Here is a 21,477-nt window from a genome sequence, read left to right on the forward strand (position 1 = left end):
TGGGGTGCGCCCTCCTCAGGCGTCGCGCGTCACGCGCAGGATCTCCTCGGCGGTGGTGATGCCTTCGCGCACCCAGCGCTGGCCGTCTTCGCGCATGGAGCGCATGCCGCTCTTCGCTGCCGCCGCACGCATCGCCTGTTCGTCGCCGCCTTCGTGAATGAGCCGTCGCACGTCGTCGTGCACCACGAAGAGTTCATGGATGCCCGTGCGCCCCTTGAAGCCCGAATTTCCGCAGGCCGCGCAGCCCACGGGCACGTAAACGACGCTGCCGTCGGGCCGGGTCTGCGGCGCCTTGCAGGCGGGGCACAGGCAGCGCACCAGCCGCTGCGCGAGCACGCCGAGAAGCGACGACGACAACAGGAAAGGCTCGATGCCCATGTCGGTCATGCGCGTGACGGCGGACACGGCGTCATTGGTGTGCAGCGACGCGAGCACGCCGTGCCCGGTGAGCGAGGACTGCACCGCGATCTGCGCGGTCTCCAGGTCGCGGATCTCGCCGATCATGATGTTGTCGGGGTCCTGCCGCAGCGCCGCGCGCAGGGCCGCACCGAAGGTCATGCCGATCTTGCTGTGCACCGGTATCTGGCCGATGCCCGGCAGGTCGTATTCCACCGGGTCTTCCACCGTGAGGATGTTGCTGGTGCTCAGGTCGAGCTGGCCCAGGGCCGCATAGAGCGTGGTGGTCTTGCCGCTGCCGGTGGGACCTGTGACCAGCACGATGCCGTGCGGCTGCCGCACGAGGCGCGTGAGTTCGGCCAGTGTGTCGGGCGCCATGCCCAGGCGTTCGAGCCGCAGCCGGCCCGCGTCCTTCTCCAGCAGGCGCAGCACGGCGCGTTCACCGTGCGCGGTGGGTACGGTAGACACGCGCACGTCGATCGGCCGGCCGCCCACGCGCAGGGTGATGCGGCCGTCCTGCGGCAGGCGTTTTTCCGCGATGTCGAGCTGCGACATGATCTTGATGCGCGAGATCAGCGCCGCATGCAGCGCCTTGCGCGGCGCCACCACGTCGCGCAGCGTGCCGTCGACCCGGTAGCGAACCACCGAATGCGTCTCGAAGGATTCCAGGTGGATGTCGCTCGCGCCGTCGCGGGCGGCCTGCGCGAGCAAGGCGTTGATCATGCGGATGACGGGCGCATCGTCCTGCGCGTCGAGCAGGTCGGTGACCGCCGGAATGTCCTGCATCAGGCGGTCGAGGTCGACCTGCTGCTCCACAGCGCCCACCACCGAGGCTGCATCGCCGGTCTCGGCATAGGTGGCGCCGAGCAATGCGTCCATTTCCGGCGGCGCGATCTGCTTCAAAGGCAGTTCGCCCAGCAGCAGCCTCGCCTCGACCACGGCCCAGCCCGGCGTGCGCTCGCAGACCACGAGGCTGCGGCTGTCGCCCTCCTGCCGCACCGCGATGCGGTGACTGCGCGCCCACGCATGCGGCAGCGCGTTCACGGCGTCACCACCAGCTCGGGCCGGTAGCCCAGTTCGCGCAACACGCTCAGCGCGTTGTCGACAGCCTGCGGATCGCGCGGCACATCGGCGCGCACGAGGTTGCCCTCCCCGCCCGGCCCGCCGACGATGTAGGCGCCGATGCCGCTGATGCGCACCCGCTTGACGATGCGCACCGCGTCCTGCTCGCTCGTCACGTCGGCGATCTGCAGCACGCTGACCTTGTCGTTCGTGCCGCCGTACAGCACGGCGGGGTCTGAATCGACGGTCACGCCCCTGGGCAGTTGCGAACGCAGCACGGGCGGCGGCGGGGCCGCTTCGGCCGGCTGCTGGCGCACCGCGCTGGCAGTGGCGGTGGGCGGCGGCGGCTGTTCGCGCGTGCGCTCCCAGCTCTGCGGGCGCAGGTCGACCTCGGGCGAGCGCCCGGAAACGGGCAGGTCTGCCGGCGGCAGCGCGGGGCCGCCGACATCGGGCAGCAGCCCATGCGGCACCGGCCGTGCGCGGCCCTGCTGGGCGCGCATGAAGTTGTAGCGGTCCAGCGTGAGGCCGCGGCCCGCATTGGCGTCGCGTATCACGTAGGGCCGCAGGAAAACCATCAGGTTGGTCTTCACGCGCTGGCGCTTGTCGTAGCGAAACAGGTTGCCCACCAGCGGCAGCGCGCCCAGGCCCGGCACGGCCTCGGTGCCGTTGGCCACGCTGTCTTCCATGAGACCGCCGAGCACCATGATCTGCCCGTCGTCCACCAGGATGCTGGTGTCCAGCGCGCGCTTGTTGGTGACGATGCCGGAGATGTCCGAGGCTTGCGTGTCGATGGTTGACACCTCCTGGTAGATGTCGAGCTTGACCGTGCCGCCTTCGGAAATCTGCGGCCGGATGTTGAGCTTCAGCCCGATGTCCTCGCGCTGGATGGTCTGGAACGGGTTGGTGCTGCTGTTGCCGCTGGTGACGTACTGCCCGCTCACGAAGGGCACGGTCTTGCCCACCATGATCGACGCGGCCTCGTTGTCCAGCGTGAGGATGTTGGGTGTCGAGAGGATGTTGGCGCCGTCCTTCGCCTGCAGCGCGCGCGCCAGCATCTTGAGGTTGAGGATCTCGCCCACGCCCAGCAGGTTGACGGTGCCGTCGACGATGCCGATGTTGAGCCCGCGCGGCATCGCCTCGATGGTGTTGCGCGCGCTGGCGTTGAGCATGGCGCCGCCGAAATTGGTGCCCGCGCGCACGCCGCGCCCGTTGCCGCCGCCGGCCATCCACTGGATGCCGAGTTCGGAAGCGTCGCGCTCCGTCACCTCGACGATCAGGCTTTCGACCAGCACCTGAGCGCGCCGCTGGTCGAGCGTGTCGATCACGCGGCGCAGGCTGCGGTACATGGGTTCCGGCGCGGCGATGATGAGCGTGTTGGTGGTGGCATCGGCCTGCACGGTGACACCGCCGGCGGAGAATGCCGCGCCGTTGCTGCTGCCAGAAGGGCCGGCCTGAGTTCCGGTGCTCGCACCGCCTGCGACGCCGCGCAGGCCGCCGCTCGAAGCGGTGCCGCCGCCGGCGCCCGTACCGGCTGCACCCGTCGAACTGCGGTTCGTCGAACTTCCATTGGCCGGGCTCCCATTGGTGCCATTGGCTGCGCCGGCGCCGCCGAGCATCCCGCCCGCGCCCAACGCCGCACGCACCGAACCACCGCCCGTGCCCGAGGCATCCGGCGACTCGCCCGTCAGCAGCCCGCGCAGCACACCCGCCAGGTGCACCGACTGCGCATTGCGCAGGTACACCACGTGCAGGTTGCCGGGGTCGCTCTGCGCGTTCTCAAGCTTGGCGACCAACTCGCGCGCCAGCGCCGTGCGCCCCGGGCTGCTCGAGCGGATGACGATGCTGTTGGAGCGCGGATCGGCCAGCACCACGATGTCGCGCCGCCCCTTCTCGCCGCTGCCGTCGAGCAGTTCGGTGGCCAGCCCGGCGATGTCCACCGCCACGCCGTTGCGCAGCTTGACGACTTCGGAGTCGAGCGAGGTGGGCGTGTCGATGCTCTCGATGATGCGCGCGAGACGCTCGAGGTTGTCGATGTAGTCGGTCACCACCAGCGTGTTGTTGGCCGGGTAGGCGTTGATGCTGTTCTCGGCCGCGATCAGCGGCTTGAGCACCGGCAGCATCGCCTCGGCGTTCTCGTAGTTCAGCCGGAAGGTGCGCGTGGCCAGCCCGCCGCCGGGGTTGCGGGTATTCACCGCGCCGCCCTGGAGCTTGGCGTCGGCAACGGGCACGACGCGGCTCACCTCGCCCACGTCGACGATCGCGAAACCGCGCATGCGCAGCGCAGTCGACAGCATGCCGTAGGCGGTTGCGGCCGGCACCTCGCCTTCGGAGACCAGCGTGATCTGCCCCTTCACGCGCGGGTCGAACAGGAAGTTGCGGCCCAGGAAGCGGGCCAGCGCGGAGACCACCGAGGTGATGTCCGCGTCGACGAAGTTGAGGACCACCCTGTCGTCCCTGCCGGCACGCGCGGCCTGCGGCGGCGCCGTGGCGGGAGCAGGCGCGGTCGTGGCCGCAACGGCGGCGGTGCATGCAAGCCCGATGCAGCACGCCAGGGTCCATCGGCGCATCGCTGCGCCCTGTCGATCTCGTCTCACGGGCCATCCTTGTAGAGTTGGGTGGACTGCAGGTCCACCACGCCGCGCACGCTGGCTTGCGGGTCGTTGCCATCGGTGCCGTCCTTGCGGTCGAGCACGACGCCGGTCACTTCGAGGTCGGCGCGGGCGGAAATCGCCAGCAGCCAGGGAAAGACTTTGTCGGCCGGCGCGGGTCGCTCGAAAGCGATTCGCCACGCCTTCGCGGGCGGTGCCTTGCCGGCGTCCGGAGGCGCGTCGGCCACGATGAGTTCGATGCGGTAGGCGCCCTGCAGGCCCGCGCGATCCAGCCCGGTCTGGGGCGGCTCGCTGAGGCCGGTGCCCTGGGCCGCATGCGCCGCGGGCATGCCGGAGAGCACCTCGTCGAGTTCACGCGACTGGGCTTGCAGCCTGGGCAGGTCGCGTTGCCAGCGTGACAGGGTTTCCAGCGCGGGTTTCGTGGCGAAGAGCCACAGCACGGCCAGCACCAGCACGATGGCGGCGGCGCTTGCCGCCAGACGGTCGCGCGGCGGCAGCGCCTGCCAGCGTGCCTTGCCTTCGCGCAGCCACTGCAGGGCTGGATGCGAGCGCAAGGGCTTCATGGCGTGGCCTTCCTGGCGGAGGCGTCTTCAGTAGCAGCGGTAGCAGCAACCGTCAGGCGGAGTCCGTCCGCATCGGCGTTTGCCGACAGGCCCTGCTCGGTGGCGCGAGCCTGCAATGCGCGCCGCTCCTCGGCACCCGGCGCACCGCCGTCGCGCCATCGGATATGCAGTTCCCCGGCGGTGTAGTGCAGGCCCTGCACTTGCCCGGCCGGTGTCTGTGCAAGCAGCGTCGCGGTCGCGCGCAGAAGGCTCGCCGCATCTCCGCTGGCCGTGGGCACTGCGCCGGCCGCGAGCGTGTCTTTCTGCTGCTTCGCCTGCTGCACGGGGTTGACCGCGACCGGTATGTCGGGGAACGCGGCCTTCACGCGCGCGGCCATCTGCCGCTTCAGGCCCTGGCCTTGCGCCGCCAACTGGTTCGCGTACACGTTGAGACCGGTCAGCCAGACTGCCAATGCGAGGGCGCCCCAGCCGACTGCAGGCCCGATAAGCGCGGCGCCCACCCCTCCTGCAGCCGACTCGCCACCCGCCAGCGACCAACCCCAGCCCTCGCCGGACCAGCGCCTGTCGGCTTCGTCTTGGTCTTCGTCTTCGCCGAGCCATTGCACGTCTGCCGCCAGCTCGTCCACGCCTTCCGGCAGCCATTGCACGAAGCCCTGGCTCTTGCCGGTTCGCACGACCAGCCATCGATCGACACGGTACCCCACGATCGCCTCCGCCGAATACGGCAGGAACGCGCAAGGAAGATGCAGCTCGCGCACCTGCAAGCCATGCTTTCGCAGCAGCGCGAGCCAACCATCCATCACGCCGCGCGATATCCACGCGGCAGGCACGGTGCCGTCCGCCGCGCGCGGACCGAAGCCGGTCACCAGGGTTTCCAGCGGCTGCAGCGCGCAAGGCTCGATGGCGCCGCGCACTGCAGCACGCATGCGCGCACCCGACAACGGCGGCAGCGTGAACACGGCCATCGGCACATCGCCCGGATGCAGGCACACCTCTATCCGCTTGGCGGCGAACTTCTCCACAAGACCTTCCAGCGCCCGCAATCCGCCGTCGCGCCACGTGCCATCGGGCTGCCGATAGCCGAACCGCACGTGCACGCCGGCCGCCTCGCCACCCGGCCACGGCGGCAACATCAAGCGCAGTGCATCGGCCTTCACACGCCCTCCCGCAGCCACACCACGCGCGGCAGGGTGGCCTTGTCGTCATGCAGCAAGGCGCTCTGCACGAACTGCGTGCGCCCGGTCGAGAGCACGCTCGACACGCGGAACCAGTTGCTGGTGACGCCCATGCGCACCTCGTCCACCGCCAGTTCGGGCATGCGCAGCCGGTTCGCGAAGTCGCCGCGGTTGATGAACCACTGGCCCTTGTCGCGCGCCGTCAGCAGCGCGCGCGCACGGTCCAGCGACAGCCCTTCCACGCCGGCGGCCACGGCCTCCGCGCGTGCGGTGTTGGCGTTGAGCCAGGTGCGCTCGGGCAGCACGGTCACGAAGGGCATCAGGCGAGCGAGCACGCCGGCATCCACGCCGGGCACGGCCAGCAGGTCTTCCAGCGCGCGCAGGCGCGGCGCCTGCGGGTTGGCCGGGAGTTCGGGCGGCAGGCCCATGCCTTCGGCGAACTTCGCGGCCTCCTTGCGCATGTCCTCGGACACGGCGCCCGCCTGCGACGCGTCCGCACCGCCCAGGCTCAACGCCACGCGCCGGACGATCGCCTGTGCCGGCGCCCTGGGCACGCCCACCAGCGCACAGAGCCGCATGAAGACTTCGGCTTCCGCCGGGTCGATGCGGCCTTTGTCCACCATGTTGCGCAGGTTGAACTTGCCTTGCTCGTCGGTGATTTCGCTGAGCAGCCGCCCGCCCTCCGCCGCCACCTGCCCGGAGGCCGGGCGGCCGTAGGGCCGGTTCCATGCGCCATCGAGCCGCGTGGTCGGTTCACGCAAGGCGTCGCCGCGCAGCGTGCGCTGCGCCTGGCTCACTTCGCCGCGCAGCAGCCAGCGCGCCTGGGTGCGGAACTGGTCGCCCTGCGTGGTGCGGATGAACGCCGACTGCCGCCCCAGCAGCGCTGCCGCCATCGCCGCAATCACCGCGACGATGAGCAGCGCGCTCACCACCGCCATGCCCCGGTGGCGGCCTGCCGGGGCGGGACCGCCGCCCGCCTTGCTACCCGCCGTCGCAGCCACGGCGCCTACCAGGAGCCGATGTCGGCATTGGCCTTCTCGCCCCCGGGCTCGCCGTCTGCGCCCAGCGAAAACACATCGACCTCGCCGTGCGTGCCGGGGTTCAGGTACTGGTAGGGGTTGCTCCACGGATCGGCGGGCAGGCGCTCCAGGTAGGGGCGCCAGTTGGCGGGCGCCTTGCCCGTGGCGGGCTCGGCGACGAGCGCCTGCAGGCCCTGGGTGGAGCTGGGATAGGTGCCGTTGTCCAGCCGGTAGAGCTTGAGCGCCTGCATGATCGCGGCCACGTCCTGCCGGGCGGCGGTGGCGCGGGCCTGGTCGGGCCGGTCCATCAGGCTGGGCACGATCAGCGCGGCCAGCACGCCGATGATCACCAGCACCACCATCAGTTCGATCAGGGTGAACCCGCGCTGGCACATCGGGAGAATCCGGAAGGGGAAGCGCCGGCTGCCTGCGTGGCGACGGGTTGAACCTGCGGTCATCTTCCACTCCCGGAACAAAGGACATCAAGGGCTTTCACCGCGCCGATCCTCGCAGTGCCGCATGTCAGTCGGATTGAAAATCCTCGGGAGTTCTCCGCCCGCCGCACAAACCCGCCCCCGAACGGTGCAGACTTGGGGGCATGGACAAGCATTTCCTGAATCCGCTCTTCGCCCCGGCCTCCATCGCGGCCTTCGTCGGCCACGCCGACGACCCCGGCGGCCAGACGCCGGCCGGCCGCACGCTGCGCGAAGCCTTCCGCGCCGACCGCTTCGACGGCACGCTGCGCTTTCTGGACGTGCGCACCAAGGGCACGCTCGAAGAACTGGCCCAGACCCATGCCGACCTGGCGCTGATTGCCCTCGCCCCGCGCGACGTGGCGGCGGCCCTGGAGATCGCAGGCCGCATCGGCTGCACAGCGGCGGCGGTCATCTCCAGCGGCATCGGCGCCGACCAGGCCGCCCAGTGGCGCAAGATCGCGAAGCGCGAAGGCGTGCACCTGCTCGGCCCCAACTCGCTGGGCTTCCAGCGCCCGCCGCTGCACCTGAATGCCAGCGTGGCCGGTCCCCTCGCCAGCACCGGGCCGCTGGCGCTGGTGTCGCAGTCGGGCGCGCTCACCGCGTCGATGCTCGACTGGGCGCGGCAGAACGGCGTGGGCTTCTCCAGCGTGGTGTCGCTGGGCCCGCACACCTCGGTCGACATTCCACAGGTGCTCGACTTCCTGGCCAACGACCGGGCCACCCACAGCATCATCGTGTACCTCGAAGGCATTGCGGACGCGCGCCGCTTCATGAGCGCACTGCGCTCGGCCTCGCACGCCAAGCCGGTGGTGGTGCTCAAGGCCGGCCGCAAGCCGGCCGGCAACGAGGCCGCGCAGACGCACAGCGCCGCCATCGTGGGCAGCGACGACGTGTTCGACGCCGCGCTGCGCCGCGCGGGCGCGGTGCGGGTGCGCTCCTTCGTCGAACTGTTCTCGGCCGCCAAGTGCCTGGCTTCGCGCTACCGGCCGGTGGGCAAGCGGCTGGCCGTGGTCACCAACGGCGGCGGCCCCGGCGTGCTGGCGGCCGACTGGATCAACGAGATCGGGCTCGACCTGGGCAAGCTCTCCGCGCCCGTGCAGAAGCTCATGCTGCCGTCGATGCCGCCCCTGGCTTCGCTGACCGACCTGATCGATCTTTCGGAAGACGCGCAGCCAGCGCACTACCGCGCCGCCATCGACGCAGCCTCGGCAGACAGCCAGGTCGACGGCGTACTGGCCATCTTCTCGCCCAAGCCGGGTGCCGACGCGGCGGCCATGGCCAAGGCGCTGGCAGACATTCCGCGCCCCATGAACAAGCCGCTGCTGGCCTGCTGGATGGGCGACTCGTCGGTGGGCAAGGCGCGATCTGTGCTGGCCGAGGCCACCATTCCCAGCTTTCGCACGCCCGAGGCGGCCGTGGGCGCCTTCGGCAACATCGCGGCCTTCTACCAGAACCAGCAGTTGCTGCAGCAGACGCCGCCGCCGCTGTCGGCGCTGGCCAAGCCCGACATCGAAGGCGCGCGCCTGCTGATCGAAAGCGTGCTGGCCGAGCGGCGCCGCGTGCTGACGGAGATGGAGTCGAAGTCGCTGCTGTCGTCGTTCCATATTCCCATCACCCGTACGCTGCTGGCGCGCAGCGCCAACGAGGCCATGATGATCGCCACGCAGCTGGGCTTTCCGGTAGCGCTGAAGATCGACTCCCCCGACATCCCGCACAAGTCCGACGTAGAGGGCGTGGCGCTCAACGTGATGAACGGCACCAGCGCGCGCGACACCTACGTCGAGATGATGGAGCGCGTGGCGCGCCTGGCGCCCGAGGCGCGCATCAATGGCGTGACCGTGCAGAAGATGGTCCGCGCACGGCGCGGGCGCGAAATCTACGTGGGCCTGGTGACAGACCAGCCCTTCGGCCCCGTCATCGTGTTCGGCGCGGGCGGCACCATGATCGAGTTGCTGAACGACCGCGCGATGGAGCTGCCGCCGCTCAACCAGTTCCTGGCGCGCCGGCTCATCGAGCGTTCGCGCGTGGCCGAAACCCTGGGCGAGTGGCGCGGCGCCAGCGCGGTGGACATGGAGGCGCTGGAGCACGTGCTGCTGCGCGTGTCGGAAATGGTGTGCGAGCTGCCCGAGCTGCGCGAGATGGACATCAACCCCATCATCGTGGACGAGTCGGGCGCCATCTCGGTCGATGCGCGCATCGTGGTCGACAGCAGCACGCAGGCGGTGGCGGGCCAACTGGGCAACGCGGCCAACGGCTACCACCACCTGGCCATCATGCCGTACCCCGCGCGCTACCGGCGCGAATGGCCGCTGCCGGGTGGCGGCATCTACATCGTGCGGCCGGTGCACCCCAACGACGCGCAGATGCTGCAGGCGCTGGTGCAGGGCCTGTCGCCCGAAAGCCGCTGGTTCCGCTTCGTCTCGCGCTTCCACGAGCTGCCGCCGTCGATGCTGTCGCGCTTCACGCTGATCGACTACGACCGCGAAATGGCGCTGGTGGCCGTGGTGATGGAGCGCAGCGTGTCGCCCGAAGGCACGGTGCTCGAGAGCGAGCGCATCGTGGGCGTGTCGCGCTACATCACCAACCCCGACCAGACCAGCTGCGAGTTCTCGCTGGTGGTGGCCGACGAGTTCAGCGGCAAGGGCATCGGCTCGCGGCTGATGGAAAGCATCATCGACGTGGCGCGCGACAAGGGCCTTTCTGAAATCGACGGGCTTGTGCTCGCCAACAACCCCGACATGCTCAAGCTGGTGCGCAGGCTGGGGTTCACGGTGAAGTCCTTCCCCGAGGATCCGGACTTCAAGCTCGTGACCTACATGCTGTAGCGCGGCGAGCAGCCCGCTCAGGCCTTCGGCATGCCGTCGCTGGCGCACAGCCGCGCATTGGCGCAGGCTTCCTCGATGCTCACTTCAATCATTTTGGCGAACTCTCCAACCATGGATGCAAAGCCCACCTCTCAGTCGCCCCAGTCGATGGTAGAGATCACCCGATGATCCGCGCGATCCTGCGTTTCTCCGGCCGCCTGCTGCTGTCGCTGGCCGTGGTGCTCACGGCGCTGTGGACCTGCCTTGCGCTCTGGTACCAGTTGCCGGGGCCCGCCTTCGTGAAGGTCGGCGCCGGCGTGCTGTGGGCCGGCTTCGGCCTTGCCGCCATCGCGCTGCTGTGGCGCGGCAGCGCCGGGCGCGCCCTGCTCTCCTACGTCGTGGGCTTCGCGATGCTGCTTGCATGGTGGGGCACCATCCTGCCTTCGCAAGACCGTGTATGGGCCGACGACGTGTCGCGCCAGCTGCATGCGCGCGTGGACGGCAGCATCGTCACCATGGAGAACGTGCGCAACTTCGAATGGCGCAGCGACACCGACTACACGCAGCGCTGGGAAACGCGCCGCTACGACCTCGACCGCCTGCGCACGGTCGACGTGTCGCTCTCTTACTGGACCGGCCCCGCCATCGCGCACACGCTGGTGTCATTCGGCTTCGACGACGGCAAGTTCGTCACCTTCTCCATCGAAATCCGCAAGGAGCGCGGCGAGAGCTTCTCGTCGGTCGGCGGCTTCTTCAAGCAGTTCGAGACCAGCCTGGTCGCGGCCGACGAGCACGACATCCTGCGCGTGCGAACCAATGTGCGCGGCGAAGACGTCTACATGTACCGCGTGCGCCTGCCGCAGCGCGAGATGCGCTCGCTGTTCCTCGCCTACCTGGGCGAGGCCGACGCGCTGGTGCGCGCGCCCAGCTTCTACAACACGCTCACGGCCAACTGCACCACCATCGTCTATGCGCTGGCCAAGCGCATCGTGCCCGGCCTGCCGATGGACTACCGCCTGCTCGCATCGGGCTACCTGCCCGACTACCTGTACGACGTGGTCGGCCTCACGCCGGGCTACGACATGCAGGCACTGCGAGCCGCCGGGCGAATCACTGACCGCGCCATCGCCACCGACAAAACGCCCGGCGCCGATTTCTCGCAGGCCATCCGGCAAGGCTTGCCGGGCGCAGCGCTGAAAGCGGCGCCGTGATGCGCGCGCGTTTTCATCTGCTCGCGGCCCTGCTGTGCGCAACGGTGCTGGCGGCCGGCTGCGCGGGCGTGAAGGTCGGCTCAATCTCGCCTGCCGAATACCTCGCGCAGCGCCGCGGCGACATTCTCACCACCGGCAAGCTCAGCACCTCCGCGCAGGAAGTGCTGCGCGTGATCGGCTCCGACGCCGACCTGTGCCGCCGCGACGGCCAGGCCTGCCGCCAGGCCCTGGCCGACTCGGCGGGCATCACCGATGAGCAGCGGCTGTCGGCGCTGTCGGAAGTCTGGCTGCAGGTGGCGCTGTCGGCGGACAGGGGCGGCACGACCGATGGGCCATCGGCCGACAAGGCCATCGACGCATGGCTCGAAACCGCCCGCCATGCCTATGCCTACCTGTTCTTCACCGCCCGCAATCCGCGCGACCGGGCCTTCGAGGACCGGCAGACGCAGGTGCGCGACTACTACAACTATGCGGTGCAGCAGGCCATCACCGGCCTGTACAGCAGCTACCAGAAGAACAACCGGCGCGAGCGCGACAGCACCCGTCCACCCACCATTCCGCAGGTGGGCGACTGGCATATCGACAGCGACGTGTCGGCGTTGCAGCTGCCGCCTGGCGCGGCGCTCCCGCAAGAACTGATTCCCGCCGCCTCGCTCACCTTCTCGGGCCTGCGCAACATCTACCGGCGCGATGGCTTCGGCGCCGAACTGGTGGCCATGACCGACGAGCCCGCCCATGGCGCCAACGCGCCGCCCTACCGCGAGACGCCCTTCCCCGCGCTCACCGCGTTGCTCGAGTTCGACGGCGCCGACCTGCGGCAGGTGCTGGCCACGCGCGACCTGCGCATCGTGGTGTTCGACCCCTACCGCACATCGAGCGTGCAGCTCGGCGGGCAGGAGATTCCGCTGGCGGCCAACTTCACCTCCGGCTACGGCCTGTGGCTCGCGCGCTCCGACTTCGCGCTGCAGGCGCTGCGCAGCCTCTTCGGCAGCGCCGACGGGCTCACCAGGCCGCGCATCTACCTGATGCAGCCCTACGACCCGAACCGCCGCACGATCATCATGCTGCACGGCCTGGCCAGCAGCCCCGAGGCATGGATCAACGTCGCCAATGAAGTGCTCGGCGACGAGACGCTGCGCCGCAGCTACCAGATCTGGCAGGTGTATTACCCGACCAATGCGCCGCTGCCGCTCAACAACCTCGCCATACGCGAAGCCGTCGAGCAGACCATTGCGCACTTCGACCCCACTGGCAAGGCACGCGCGTCCAACAACATCACGCTGATCGGCCACAGCATGGGCGGCGTGCTGTCGCGGCTGATGGTGTCGTCATCGGAAGACAAGCTGTGGGAGGCCCTGCTTGCAAGCTACCCGATGCAGGGCGCGCAGCAGCAGCGCATCGAGCAGCGGCTTGCGCCCTACCTGCGCTTCGAGCCCTTGCCGCAGGTCAGCGACGCCATCTTCATCGCGTCGCCGCACCGCGGCACCGACTTTGCCAACAACCGCATCTCGCGCTGGGTGGCCAACCTCATCACGCTGCCGGTCACCATGCTGGGGCAGCTGAGCGACATCTCGCGCGAGCTGATCCGCATCGCACCGGGCAAGCAGGACCTGGGGCCGCTGCGCATTCCGAACAGCATCGACAACCTCAGCGACCGCGATCCCTTCGTGCGGCTGTCGTCAGGGCTGCCGATGAATCCGCGCGTGCGCTATCACTCGATCATCGGCAACGACACGCCGGGCGCGCCGCTCGCCGGGTCGAGCGACGGCATCGTGCCGTACGAGAGCGCGCACCTCGAAGGCGCGGCGTCGGAGCTGGTGATTTCGTCGCAGCACAGCGTGCAGGAGAACCCGCTGGCCATCCTGGAGATCCGGCGGATTCTCAAGGAGCAGTTGCGCATGGAGCCCGCAATCGCACGCTGAATCGCGTGCCCTTCGCCGATTGCGCGCGGATGTGATGGAGAACACATCCGCGCCACGAAACAGGCTGCGCGCGGCGGCCTTAATTCATACGATCGGCTTCGCTTCGATTGGCGCGTGAACCGGCTCCCGGCTTCACCGCTTGCATCGAATCGATTTGCTCAAGATGCCGCCCTCTCCTTCTTCCGATACCGTTGTCGCACACAGGCCTCCGCCACCAGAACTCCACCTGGTGACGGACCACGACGAACCCGATGCGCGCACCGCCAGTGCAGCGGCGGTCGCGAGTGCGTTGTGCCATCTGTTCACGAAGGCCAGCGAGCCGGAACTCGCGTCGTTGCTGCGCTCCATCGAACAGGGCGATGCATCGGCCGCGGCGCGGCTGGCGCACGAGATCCTCAGGCCCATCGCGTTTCCCTCGCAGACGCCGCCAGCGTCGGTGGACGCGGACGTCGAGGCCATGCAGCACTTTCCACCCGCGGAAGCGAACGCGCTGCTGTCGTCGCGCGAACTCAAGGTGCTGTGGCTCATCTCGCGCGGCTGGAGCAACCGCGAGATCGCCGAGGCCACGCATCGCTCCATCAACACCATCGAGGCGCAGCTCAAGAGCATGTATCGCAAGCTGGGCGTCAAGTCGCGCACCCAGGCGATCCGCGAGGCGATGAAGCATGGCCTGCTGATCTGGCGCTCCAACAGCGGCGACCCTTCGGCCATGGCGATGAACGACGCAGGCCCGGTCGGCTTGCGGGCCTGAAGGCCGCGCTAAGATGCGGGCCGCGGTTGCAAGCCGCGCCCGGGCCCGCGGGAAGGGTTGAACCCACTTGCCTCCATGTGTTGCTGATTCATCAGCCTTTTGTGCAGCCGGAATTGCGGGTCCTCGGCGTCTGATGCACGGAGGTTTTCATGAAGCGCATTCCCGCACGGCCCGATCTGGGCCACCTGAAGAAGCAAGCCAAGGAGCTGCTTGCTCTCTACCGGGGCAACGACCCCGGAGCCGCCACCCGATTCCGCGATGCACTGCCGGCCGCCGCAGGCAAAGGCGACATCGCGATCGCCTCGCTCGGCTTGCGCCTGCATGACGCGCAGTCGTGCATCGCGCGCGAATACGGTTTCGCCTCCTGGGCCGACCTGCAAGGCTTCGTACTCGCACGCAGGGCACAGGCGGACGATCCCGCGAAGACCGTGTTGCACTGGCTGCGCTGCGTGTATGCGGGTGACATTGCCGGCGGCGCCGACCGCTCGAGGCCCTCAGTCGCCGTTCGCCTGCTGGAAGAAAGCCCCGGGCTGCTCGGCGATGACCCCTACCTCGCATGCGCCATTGGCGATGAAGCCGTTGTGCGCCGCGCGACGGCGCAAGACCCGGGCTGGATTCACCGGCCGGGCGGACCTCTCAAGCTGCCGCCGCTCGTCGCGGTCGCGCATTCCGGCCTGCTGAAACTGCCGGCTTATCGCGAAGGCCTGCTGGCCTGCGCCCGGCTCCTGCTCGAAGCCGGCGCCGATGCCAACCAGTCGGTCGGCAACCGCTGGCCGCCGGCATCGCTCGAGGCACCGGACGAGAACGAGCGCCTTTCCGCGCTCTACGGCGCCGCCGGCCAGAACCGCGACGCCGAACTCACCCGGCTGCTGCTGCAGGCCGGCGCCGATCCGAACGACAACGAATCGCTCTACCACTCGCTGGAAAACGCGGCCTGCGTCGAGCTTCTGCTGAAGGCCGGCGCGCGCGTCACCGGCACGAACGCGCTGTATCGCGTGCTCGACCTCGATGCGCTCGAAGCCCTGCGGCTGCTGCTCTCGCACGGCGGCGACGCCAACGAACCCGCCGGGAGTTCGCTCGCGTCCGACTGGGGCACACCGCTGCTGTGGGCCATCCGCCGAAGGCGCTCTCCTGCGCACATCGAGGCCTTGCTGGCTGCGGGCGCAAACCCTTCGGCCACGACGCCGGACGGAACCAGCGCCTACACCGTCGCCCTGCGCTTCGGGCTGCCGGAGCTTGCGCGGCTGCTGCAGCAGGCCGGCGGCGGTTCGGCGCTGCCGGAGACCGAAGCCTTCGTCGCCGCCTGCGCACGGGCCGACGCAGCGGCCGCGCGGCGGATGCTGGACAAGAACCCGAAGCTCATCGGCATGCTGTCCGAACGCCAGCTCAGGCTGCTGCCAGAACTCACGGCCCAGGGGGGCTGCGACGATGCGGTGAAGCTCATGGTCGAACTCGGCTGGCCGGTCGCCGTGCGCGCTGGCGACTGGGACGGCTCGGCCCTCAACCACGCCGTGTTTCGCGGCGACGCAGCGCTCGCCCGCTTCCTGCTCGAACATGGCTCCAGCTGGGAAGAACGGCACGGCTTCGACGACAACGCCTGCGGTTCGCTGTCATGGGCCTCGGTCAACGAGCCGGTCGAGGGCGGCGACTGGGTCGGCTGCGCCGAAGCGCTGGTCGCGCACGGCATGCCCGCGGCAAGGCCGGACCCTGCGGGCACTGACGGCGTGCTGATCGGTGCGCAGCGCTACCGGTTCTCGGAAGAGGTCACGGACTATCTGCTGGGCGCATCTGGTCAGCGATAGACGCTCTTGATCAGGGCTCGATCCGTCGGCACGTCGCCCCCGTGGGCGGCCCTGTTCAGGGCCAGATGCTGCACCAGTGCTTCCGGCTGGCTGCCTTCCACGATCAGGCGGCCAAGCCACCGGCTGTGCAACGCAGCTTCCATCAACACCGATTGGCCACACTCGGTGATGCCGTTGCGCATGAGATCCAGCTTGCGCAATACGGGCGAAGCCCCGATCAGCCTGGCCGCGCAAGCTGCGCCCTCATCGCCCATCTGGTTGGCGGGTGCGCCGAGTGCTTTGGCCGAAGCCGCATGGCCAAGATTGAGGGAAAGCAGGCTCGAAACCCGGGCCGCCTCGAAGAGTGCACTGGCTCCTTGGCTCCCGATACCGTTGCTCGCGAGTTCGAGCGTTTGCAAGGTGCTGTTCTCACGCAGGGCTTGCGCCAGTTCGATCGCGCCTGCGTCGCCAAGGTGATTCGCGCTTGCGTACAGTTCTTCGATCTGCGGCGCCTCGCGCAACAGCCGCGCAAGGTCTGCTGCCACCGCAGGCCCAAGCCCGTTGCCACTCAAGTACAGGCTTCGCAGGCCGCTGCCGCCCGCGCACAGTGCGTCGACCACCGCGCGCACGCCCGCGCCGCGAAGATCGGTGTTGACCAGATCGAGCACTCGAAGATTTCGGTTGCCACGCAGCATGCGCGCGATGCTCTGCGCCCCTTCCGGCCCCAGCGGGTTGCGCTTGAGCCAGAGGCATGTGACCTGCGGTGCCTGCGCCACAGCAGCCGCCAGCTCGCCCGCGCCCTCGGGGCCGATGTTGTTGCAGCCCAGGTAAAGCACCTCGAGGTGCGCATTTGCGGCCGCCAACCTGGCGACCGCCCCCGCACCTGCATCGCCAATGGCGTCAGTGCCCAGCATGAGGCTGCGCACCCGGGTGTTGTGCCGAAGCGCCGCGACCAGCTGCAGGCAGTTGTCCGTGCCCAGGCTCTGCTTGCACAGATCCAGCCGGCCGTCGTCCAGCATGGTTCCGCGCGGAAAGCTCCGGCTGCCCTGCACGGCACTGTCGGCACTCAGGTAATCGAGCAGGGGCGCCAACTCTCGCACCTCGCATGGCGTGATCGCAACGCGATGAACAGGGCAATGCACCGGGCTCTCGTCCATCCGCAGATCACCAGGCATAGGGTTCGTAGTCCTTGAGGAAATGCCCGAACAGCGGAGTGTCCGGCTCGTTGATACCGCGAGCGATCGGGTCGAACAGTCGGGCCATGCCGTCGACAACATCCAGCGGCGTGTGGAAATGCCGCGCCTCGCGCGCGTGCATGGCCCGCGGGTAAGGCTTCTCGTCCGTCACCCAGCCGGTATCGACGGCGTTCATGTAGATGCCGTCGCGGGCCCACTCCTGGGCGCTGGTGCGCACCAGCATGTTCAGCCCAGCCTTGGCCATGTTGGTGTGCGGATGAAACTCCGTCTTGTCGATGCGGTTGAACTGCCCCTCCATCGCCGAGGCCTGCACCACGAAACGGCGGGGATATGGAGAACGAAGCAACGCCGGCCTGAGCCGGCTTGTCAGCAGGAAAGGGCTCACGGCGTTCACGAGCTGCACTTCCAGCAGTTCCAGCGTGGACACTTCGTGCAGCCGCTGAGACCAGGAATTTTCCGGCCGCTTGTCGAGCGCCTGACCGTAGCTGTCCAGCTCCTGCGGCGCGAAGTACTCGCCATAGCCCGGCAGCTGCCCCTGGTAGTTGCCCTTGGCCTCCAGCAGCCATGGCGTCGGCTCGGCAGCCATGAGCGCCGCATAGAACTCGCGAGGACGCTTGATGGTCTGGGCCGCGTTGTTGACGAAGATGTCGAGGTGCGGCAAACGCCGGCACAGCTCGTCGGCAAAAGCTTCCACCGACGGGATGTTGCGCAGGTCCAGGGCCTCCAGCGCAAGCCGGCTGCGCCACGTGTCGGCATCAGGCATCGCGAGGAATCGCTGCAGTGCATCCTTCGGGAAGCGGGTGGTGACGACGACGTCGGCGCCATCGCGGAGCAGGCGCAATGCGGTCTGAAAACCGATCTTCACCCGCCCGCCCGTCACCAACGCAACGCGCCCGCGCAGATCTGCACGTTGGGCTCGCTTGGCCCAGTTCTTCTCCGAGCAGCCGGGGCACAGCAAGTGATAGAAGTGATGCAGTTCGCCGTAGGGCTGCTTGCAGACATAGCAGCGCTGCAGCCGCAACAGCGCTCCGCTCGCGTTGGAAGAAGCGGAAGAATCCGGCAGTGCGGTCGCTCCCTCCTGTGCGCGCACCAGGCCGGTCCGCAGGCGTGCATCCTGCAATTGCGCGGCGGCCGTCGCCTGAAGCGCCTGTCGCTTGACGCGCTTGGACTGTCTCCGGATCTTGGCAACCAGTGTCTTGAAGCGCGGATGGTCGTCCATGCTGGAGGGATCGTCCGAGACTGCTTGCAACACCCGCAAGGCAATCGCCAGCTCTTCGTCCGTGAAGCCCACGTCTGGCAGACCATCGATCAAAAATCACTCCCCGGATGCGCATCGACCGTATCCACGCCGAATCCGCGTGGGGAAAACGAGCTGGATTTGAACCAGCGCTCCCCTCCTGCAAGGAGGATGTGCTTCCGCTACACCACCGCTCTCCGGCAGCGATTCTAAGAACGAATCCACGGTGCTCTCGGCCGTCTGCAGCAAAAAAAGCGGGCCTCGCGAGCCCGCCCAAAAGTCGCCCACCGGGTTGCAGGAAGCACAGCCCGGCTCCGACTCACCTCGAACTCATTTCCACTCTTCCTCTCCCCTCTTCCCTTCCTTCAAAACGAGCGCCAGCCGAGTTCGGGCGCGATGCGCCGCGACAGTTCGCTCAATATCTGTTCGTACTCGTCGCCCGAAAAGTTGTAGGGCAGCTCCACCCGCAATTCGTGCACGTGCGGCAGCACCGGGTCCTTGCGCAGGCGCTCCAGGATCTCGTCGGCGGTGCCCACGAGGTCGGTAGCGAACAGCGTGCGGCGCTCGCCCTGCGGTTCCAGCGTGCGCTCCACGCGGCCGGCCGCGAACGCGCGGTAGCGCTTGCGCGTGGCGGCATCGGCGCCGTCCAGGGGAACGATCACGCGGCCCAGCGCGATGCGGCCCCGGCGGGTGTCCGTCTCGCTCTGGCGGTAGCGCTCGACCAGGCCCAGCTGGGCATTCAGGAAGTCGCTGGTGGTCTCGCCCGAGAGCACATTGCCCAGCAGCAGGTTGAAGCCGTTGCGCCCCGCCCATTCCACCGAGCGCAGCGAGCCGCCGCCGTACCAGAGCCGGTCGACCAGGCCCGGCGCATGTGGCTGCACCCGCGGGCGCACGCGCCCGCCTGCCGATTCGACGAAGGTCTCCTCGTCGCCCAGCCATGCATCTTCCAGGTTGGCCTTGAGCCGCCCGACCCGCCTGTGCGTGAAGTCGACGATGTTCGGTGCCGTGTCGTGGAAGCGGTTGCCCAGCAACGCGCCATGCAACGGCGCACCCGCGCTCAGGCCCACCTGCAGCCGGCCGCGCGAAAGCACGTCGACCGTGGCCAGGTCTTCGGCGAGCCGGAACGGGTTTTCGTAGCCCATCTGGATCACCGCCGCGCCCAGTTCGATGCGGCGGGTACGCTGCGTCGCCGCGGCCAGGAAGGTCGCGGCCGAAGACACGCCGCGCTCCAGGTGCCGCTGCCGTACCCAGGCACCGTCGAAGCCCAGCTTCTCGCCGAACTCGAACAGCTTCAGCGCGGCCTCGAAGCCGGCGTATGCGTCGCCCTCGGCAAAGTTGCCGGGCGTCAGGAAGCCAAGGTGCCGGATGCTCACGGTGCGAACTTCGGCAGGCCGGGCGGGTTGGTCTCGGACTTGGGCAGGGCCTCTTCCGCAAGGCTCCAGCGCGCGAGCGCCTTCTCGTACAAGCCGTTGCGGATCAGGCCGTTGGCGGCCGTGGTCAGTGCCACGGCCAGGCCGCTGCCCTTGCGCGTGGCAATGGCCACGTCGGACTTCAGCGGCCAGCCCGCGTTCACCGTGCCGACCAGCCGGATCTGTCCGTTCTTCGCGGCCTCGTAGGCCTGCGGCGCGTTGGGGTTGAAATTGGCGTCAACCCGCCTGGTGACCACCGCCAGCGTGCGCGATACATCGTCGTCGTAGTACTGCAGCTCGGCGGCTTTCAGGCCGGCCGCGAGGTTGCGCTTGTTCCACTCCAGCAGGATGCGTTCCTGGTTGGTTCCCGCGCCGGTCGTGATCTTCAGGCCCGCGATGTCCTTCGGTTCCTTGATCGACTTGATCGGGCTGTCGGCCTTCACGTAGAACCCGTGCAGGCCCAGCCGGTAGGTGGAGAAGTCGAACTTCTCCTTGCGCTGCTCTGTCACGCCCACGTTGGAGATCACCGCGTCGTACTTGCCCGAACTCAGGCCCAGAGGCCAGTCGGCCCAGGCGATGGGCTGCAGGTCGAGCTTCAGGCCCAGCGCGTCGGCGATGAGCAAGGCGAAGTCGGGGTCGAAGCCGACCACGGTCTTTGCGTCGCTCGCGTAGGTCGAGATGGGCGGCGCGAACGGTGCAATGGCAACGGTCAGCACGCCCTCCTTCACGAACTTGTAGTTCGGTGGAATGGCACGGACGGCCTCGGTGTCCCTGGCGGCACGCGGACGGGCGCTCTGCTCCGCGCTGAAGTCGAACTTGTCGGCGGCGTGCGCCATGCCAGTTGCCAGCGTGAATGCGCTCAGCGCGACAAGGCCGCGGGCGATGTTCTTGAAATTCATGGTCATCAGTTCTTCGGCAGTCCGGGCGGGTTGGTGCGCGAGGCCTGAATGGCCTCGGATTCCAGGCTCCAGCGCGTGAGCGCCTTGGCGTAGTTGCCGTTCTTGATCTGCGCGTTGAGCGCCACGGTGATCGCCTCGGCAATGCCGGAGCCCTTGCGCGAGGTGACGGCGATCTCGGCGTTCAGCGGCCAGCCGCCGGAGAACACGCCTGCCAGCCGCGTCTTGCCGTCGCGCGCCTCGTAGGCCGCAATGGCGTTCGGCCCAACGTAGGCATCCGCCCGGCCGGATTGCAGCGCCAGGCGCTGCACCACATCGTCGTCGTAGTACTGGATTTCGACCGGCTTCAGCCCGGCCGCCAGGTTCTGCTTGTTCCAGCGCAACAGGATCTGCTCCTGGTTGGTGCTGGCGGCCACGATCACCTTCAGCCCCGCGATGTCCTTCGGCTCCTTGATGGCGCCCAGCTTGCTGTCGGACTTCACGTACACGCCGATCTGGTCGTTGCGGTAGGTCGAGAAGTCGAACTTCTCCTTGCGCTCCTCGGTCACGGTCACGTTCGACACCACCACGTCGAACTTGCCCGACTGCAGTCCCAGCGGCCAGTCGGCCCAGGCGGTGGACAGCAGCTCCAGCTTGCGCCCGAGGCTGTCGGCCACCAGTTGCGCGATGTCGGGCGCGTTGCCCACCGGGGTCTTGGTGTCGGTCGCATAGGCCGCGAACGGCAGGCGGCCCGTGGTCGTGCCGACGACGAGCACGCCCTCCTTCAGGAACTTGAAGTCCTTGGCCAGCGCGACGACCTGCTCGATCTTTTGCGCGCGCGGCCGGCCTGCCTGCTCCGGGCTCAGGTCGGGCGCCGGTTGCGCGGAGACGGCCAGCGGCACCAGCAGCGCAGCGAGCAGAGCGGACAGGATGTTTCGTCGGTGGGTCATGAAGTGCGATGCAGTGAGAAAAGAAAGAAAGAAAAGAAAGG

Annotated in this window: 16 protein-coding genes and 1 tRNA gene; 5 read left to right on the forward strand and 12 right to left on the reverse strand. The window is 68.6% G+C overall.

Annotation, left to right across the window (positions count from 1 at the left end; translation table 11 throughout):
- Positions 1-15: 15 nt before the first annotated feature.
- Genes gspE through gspG form a run of 6 tightly spaced genes read right to left on the reverse strand, consistent with a single transcriptional unit; the run spans position 16 to position 7,282 of the window.
- A complete protein-coding gene (gspE, locus tag ACWV14_RS17310) occupies positions 16-1,440 on the reverse strand; it encodes a type II secretion system ATPase GspE (RefSeq protein ID WP_454902794.1) in 1,425 nt (474 codons plus the stop codon).
- Positions 1,437-4,052, reverse strand: a complete 2,616-nt coding sequence (gene gspD / locus ACWV14_RS17315; RefSeq protein ID WP_454902795.1) for a type II secretion system secretin GspD — start codon at positions 4,050-4,052, stop codon at positions 1,437-1,439. Before gspD ends, gspE begins: the two co-directional genes overlap by 4 nt.
- On the reverse strand, positions 4,049-4,630 hold the full coding sequence (gene gspM, locus ACWV14_RS17320; RefSeq protein WP_454902796.1) for a type II secretion system protein GspM: 582 nt from the start codon (positions 4,628-4,630) through the stop codon (positions 4,049-4,051). The genes gspD and gspM overlap by 4 nt, the downstream gene beginning before the upstream one ends.
- Positions 4,627-5,787, reverse strand: coding sequence for a type II secretion system protein GspL (gene gspL, locus ACWV14_RS17325; protein WP_454902797.1), 1,161 nt, complete (start codon positions 5,785-5,787; stop codon positions 4,627-4,629). Before gspL ends, gspM begins: the two co-directional genes overlap by 4 nt.
- Positions 5,784-6,806 (reverse strand): type II secretion system minor pseudopilin GspK, encoded by a 1,023-nt coding sequence (gene gspK / locus ACWV14_RS17330; RefSeq protein WP_454902798.1) that lies wholly within the window; start codon positions 6,804-6,806, stop codon positions 5,784-5,786. Before gspK ends, gspL begins: the two co-directional genes overlap by 4 nt.
- Before the next feature lie 5 nt (positions 6,807-6,811).
- Complete coding sequence (gspG, locus tag ACWV14_RS17335) at positions 6,812-7,282, reverse strand: type II secretion system major pseudopilin GspG (protein WP_454902799.1); 471 nt, start codon at positions 7,280-7,282, stop codon at positions 6,812-6,814.
- A gap of 140 nt (positions 7,283-7,422) precedes the next feature.
- Between gspG and ACWV14_RS17340 the strand changes: the two genes are divergently transcribed.
- The 5 genes from ACWV14_RS17340 to ACWV14_RS17360 all read left to right on the forward strand — a co-directional run bounded on the left by ACWV14_RS17340 (position 7,423) and on the right by ACWV14_RS17360 (position 15,790).
- A complete protein-coding gene (locus tag ACWV14_RS17340; protein WP_454902800.1) occupies positions 7,423-10,125 on the forward strand; it encodes a bifunctional acetate--CoA ligase family protein/GNAT family N-acetyltransferase in 2,703 nt (900 codons plus the stop codon).
- 164 nt (positions 10,126-10,289) lie between these two features.
- Positions 10,290-11,315: an Lnb N-terminal periplasmic domain-containing protein gene (locus ACWV14_RS17345; RefSeq protein ID WP_454902801.1), complete on the forward strand. Its 1,026-nt coding sequence runs from the start codon at positions 10,290-10,292 to the stop codon at positions 11,313-11,315.
- Entirely contained in the window at positions 11,315-13,237 is a 1,923-nt protein-coding gene (locus tag ACWV14_RS17350) for an esterase/lipase family protein (RefSeq protein WP_454902802.1), read from the forward strand. The genes ACWV14_RS17345 and ACWV14_RS17350 overlap by 1 nt, the downstream gene beginning before the upstream one ends.
- Positions 13,238-13,466: 229 nt before the next feature.
- Positions 13,467-13,988, forward strand: a complete 522-nt coding sequence (locus ACWV14_RS17355; protein WP_454902803.1) for a response regulator transcription factor — start codon at positions 13,467-13,469, stop codon at positions 13,986-13,988.
- A 149-nt stretch (positions 13,989-14,137) separates the two neighbouring features.
- Positions 14,138-15,790: an ankyrin repeat domain-containing protein gene (locus ACWV14_RS17360; RefSeq protein ID WP_454902804.1), complete on the forward strand. Its 1,653-nt coding sequence runs from the start codon at positions 14,138-14,140 to the stop codon at positions 15,788-15,790.
- Here the strand turns inward: ACWV14_RS17360 and ACWV14_RS17365 are convergent.
- The 6 genes from ACWV14_RS17365 to ACWV14_RS17390 form a co-directional block, all read right to left on the reverse strand.
- On the reverse strand, positions 15,781-16,944 hold the full coding sequence (locus ACWV14_RS17365) for a hypothetical protein (protein WP_454902805.1): 1,164 nt from the start codon (positions 16,942-16,944) through the stop codon (positions 15,781-15,783). The two genes, ACWV14_RS17360 and ACWV14_RS17365, sit on opposite strands and share 10 nt — an antisense overlap.
- Entirely contained in the window at positions 16,934-18,256 is a 1,323-nt protein-coding gene (locus tag ACWV14_RS17370) for an SDR family NAD(P)-dependent oxidoreductase (protein ID WP_454902806.1), read from the reverse strand. Before ACWV14_RS17370 ends, ACWV14_RS17365 begins: the two co-directional genes overlap by 11 nt.
- Before the next feature lie 68 nt (positions 18,257-18,324).
- A tRNA-Ala gene (locus ACWV14_RS17375) sits at positions 18,325-18,400 on the reverse strand.
- Positions 18,401-18,567: 167 nt separating this feature from the next.
- A complete protein-coding gene (locus ACWV14_RS17380) occupies positions 18,568-19,575 on the reverse strand; it encodes an LLM class flavin-dependent oxidoreductase (protein WP_454902807.1) in 1,008 nt (335 codons plus the stop codon).
- A complete protein-coding gene (locus ACWV14_RS17385; RefSeq protein ID WP_454902808.1) occupies positions 19,572-20,516 on the reverse strand; it encodes an ABC transporter substrate-binding protein in 945 nt (314 codons plus the stop codon). The genes ACWV14_RS17380 and ACWV14_RS17385 overlap by 4 nt, the downstream gene beginning before the upstream one ends.
- Positions 20,516-21,436, reverse strand: coding sequence for an ABC transporter substrate-binding protein (locus ACWV14_RS17390; RefSeq protein WP_454902809.1), 921 nt, complete (start codon positions 21,434-21,436; stop codon positions 20,516-20,518). The genes ACWV14_RS17385 and ACWV14_RS17390 overlap by 1 nt, the downstream gene beginning before the upstream one ends.
- Between the last annotated feature and the right edge of the window lie 41 nt (positions 21,437-21,477).

Source organism: Variovorax durovernensis, assembly GCF_977011995.1.

What these genes read in the sequence shown, in the direction of transcription:
- gspM (WP_454902796.1), bottom strand. Translation starts at nt 4,630, where the DNA reads ATGAAGCCCTTGCGCTCGCATCCAGCCCTGCAGTGGCTGCGCGAAGGC.
- gspG (WP_454902799.1), bottom strand. Translation starts at nt 7,282, where the DNA reads ATGACCGCAGGTTCAACCCGTCGCCACGCAGGCAGCCGGCGCTTCCCC.
- ACWV14_RS17340 (WP_454902800.1), top strand. Translation starts at nt 7,423, where the DNA reads ATGGACAAGCATTTCCTGAATCCGCTCTTCGCCCCGGCCTCCATCGCG.
- ACWV14_RS17345 (WP_454902801.1), top strand. Translation starts at nt 10,290, where the DNA reads ATGATCCGCGCGATCCTGCGTTTCTCCGGCCGCCTGCTGCTGTCGCTG.
- ACWV14_RS17350 (WP_454902802.1), top strand. Translation starts at nt 11,315, where the DNA reads ATGCGCGCGCGTTTTCATCTGCTCGCGGCCCTGCTGTGCGCAACGGTG.
- ACWV14_RS17360 (WP_454902804.1), top strand. Translation starts at nt 14,138, where the DNA reads ATGAAGCGCATTCCCGCACGGCCCGATCTGGGCCACCTGAAGAAGCAA.
- ACWV14_RS17365 (WP_454902805.1), bottom strand. Translation starts at nt 16,944, where the DNA reads ATGCCTGGTGATCTGCGGATGGACGAGAGCCCGGTGCATTGCCCTGTT.
- ACWV14_RS17385 (WP_454902808.1), bottom strand. Translation starts at nt 20,516, where the DNA reads ATGACCATGAATTTCAAGAACATCGCCCGCGGCCTTGTCGCGCTGAGC.
- ACWV14_RS17390 (WP_454902809.1), bottom strand. Translation starts at nt 21,436, where the DNA reads ATGACCCACCGACGAAACATCCTGTCCGCTCTGCTCGCTGCGCTGCTG.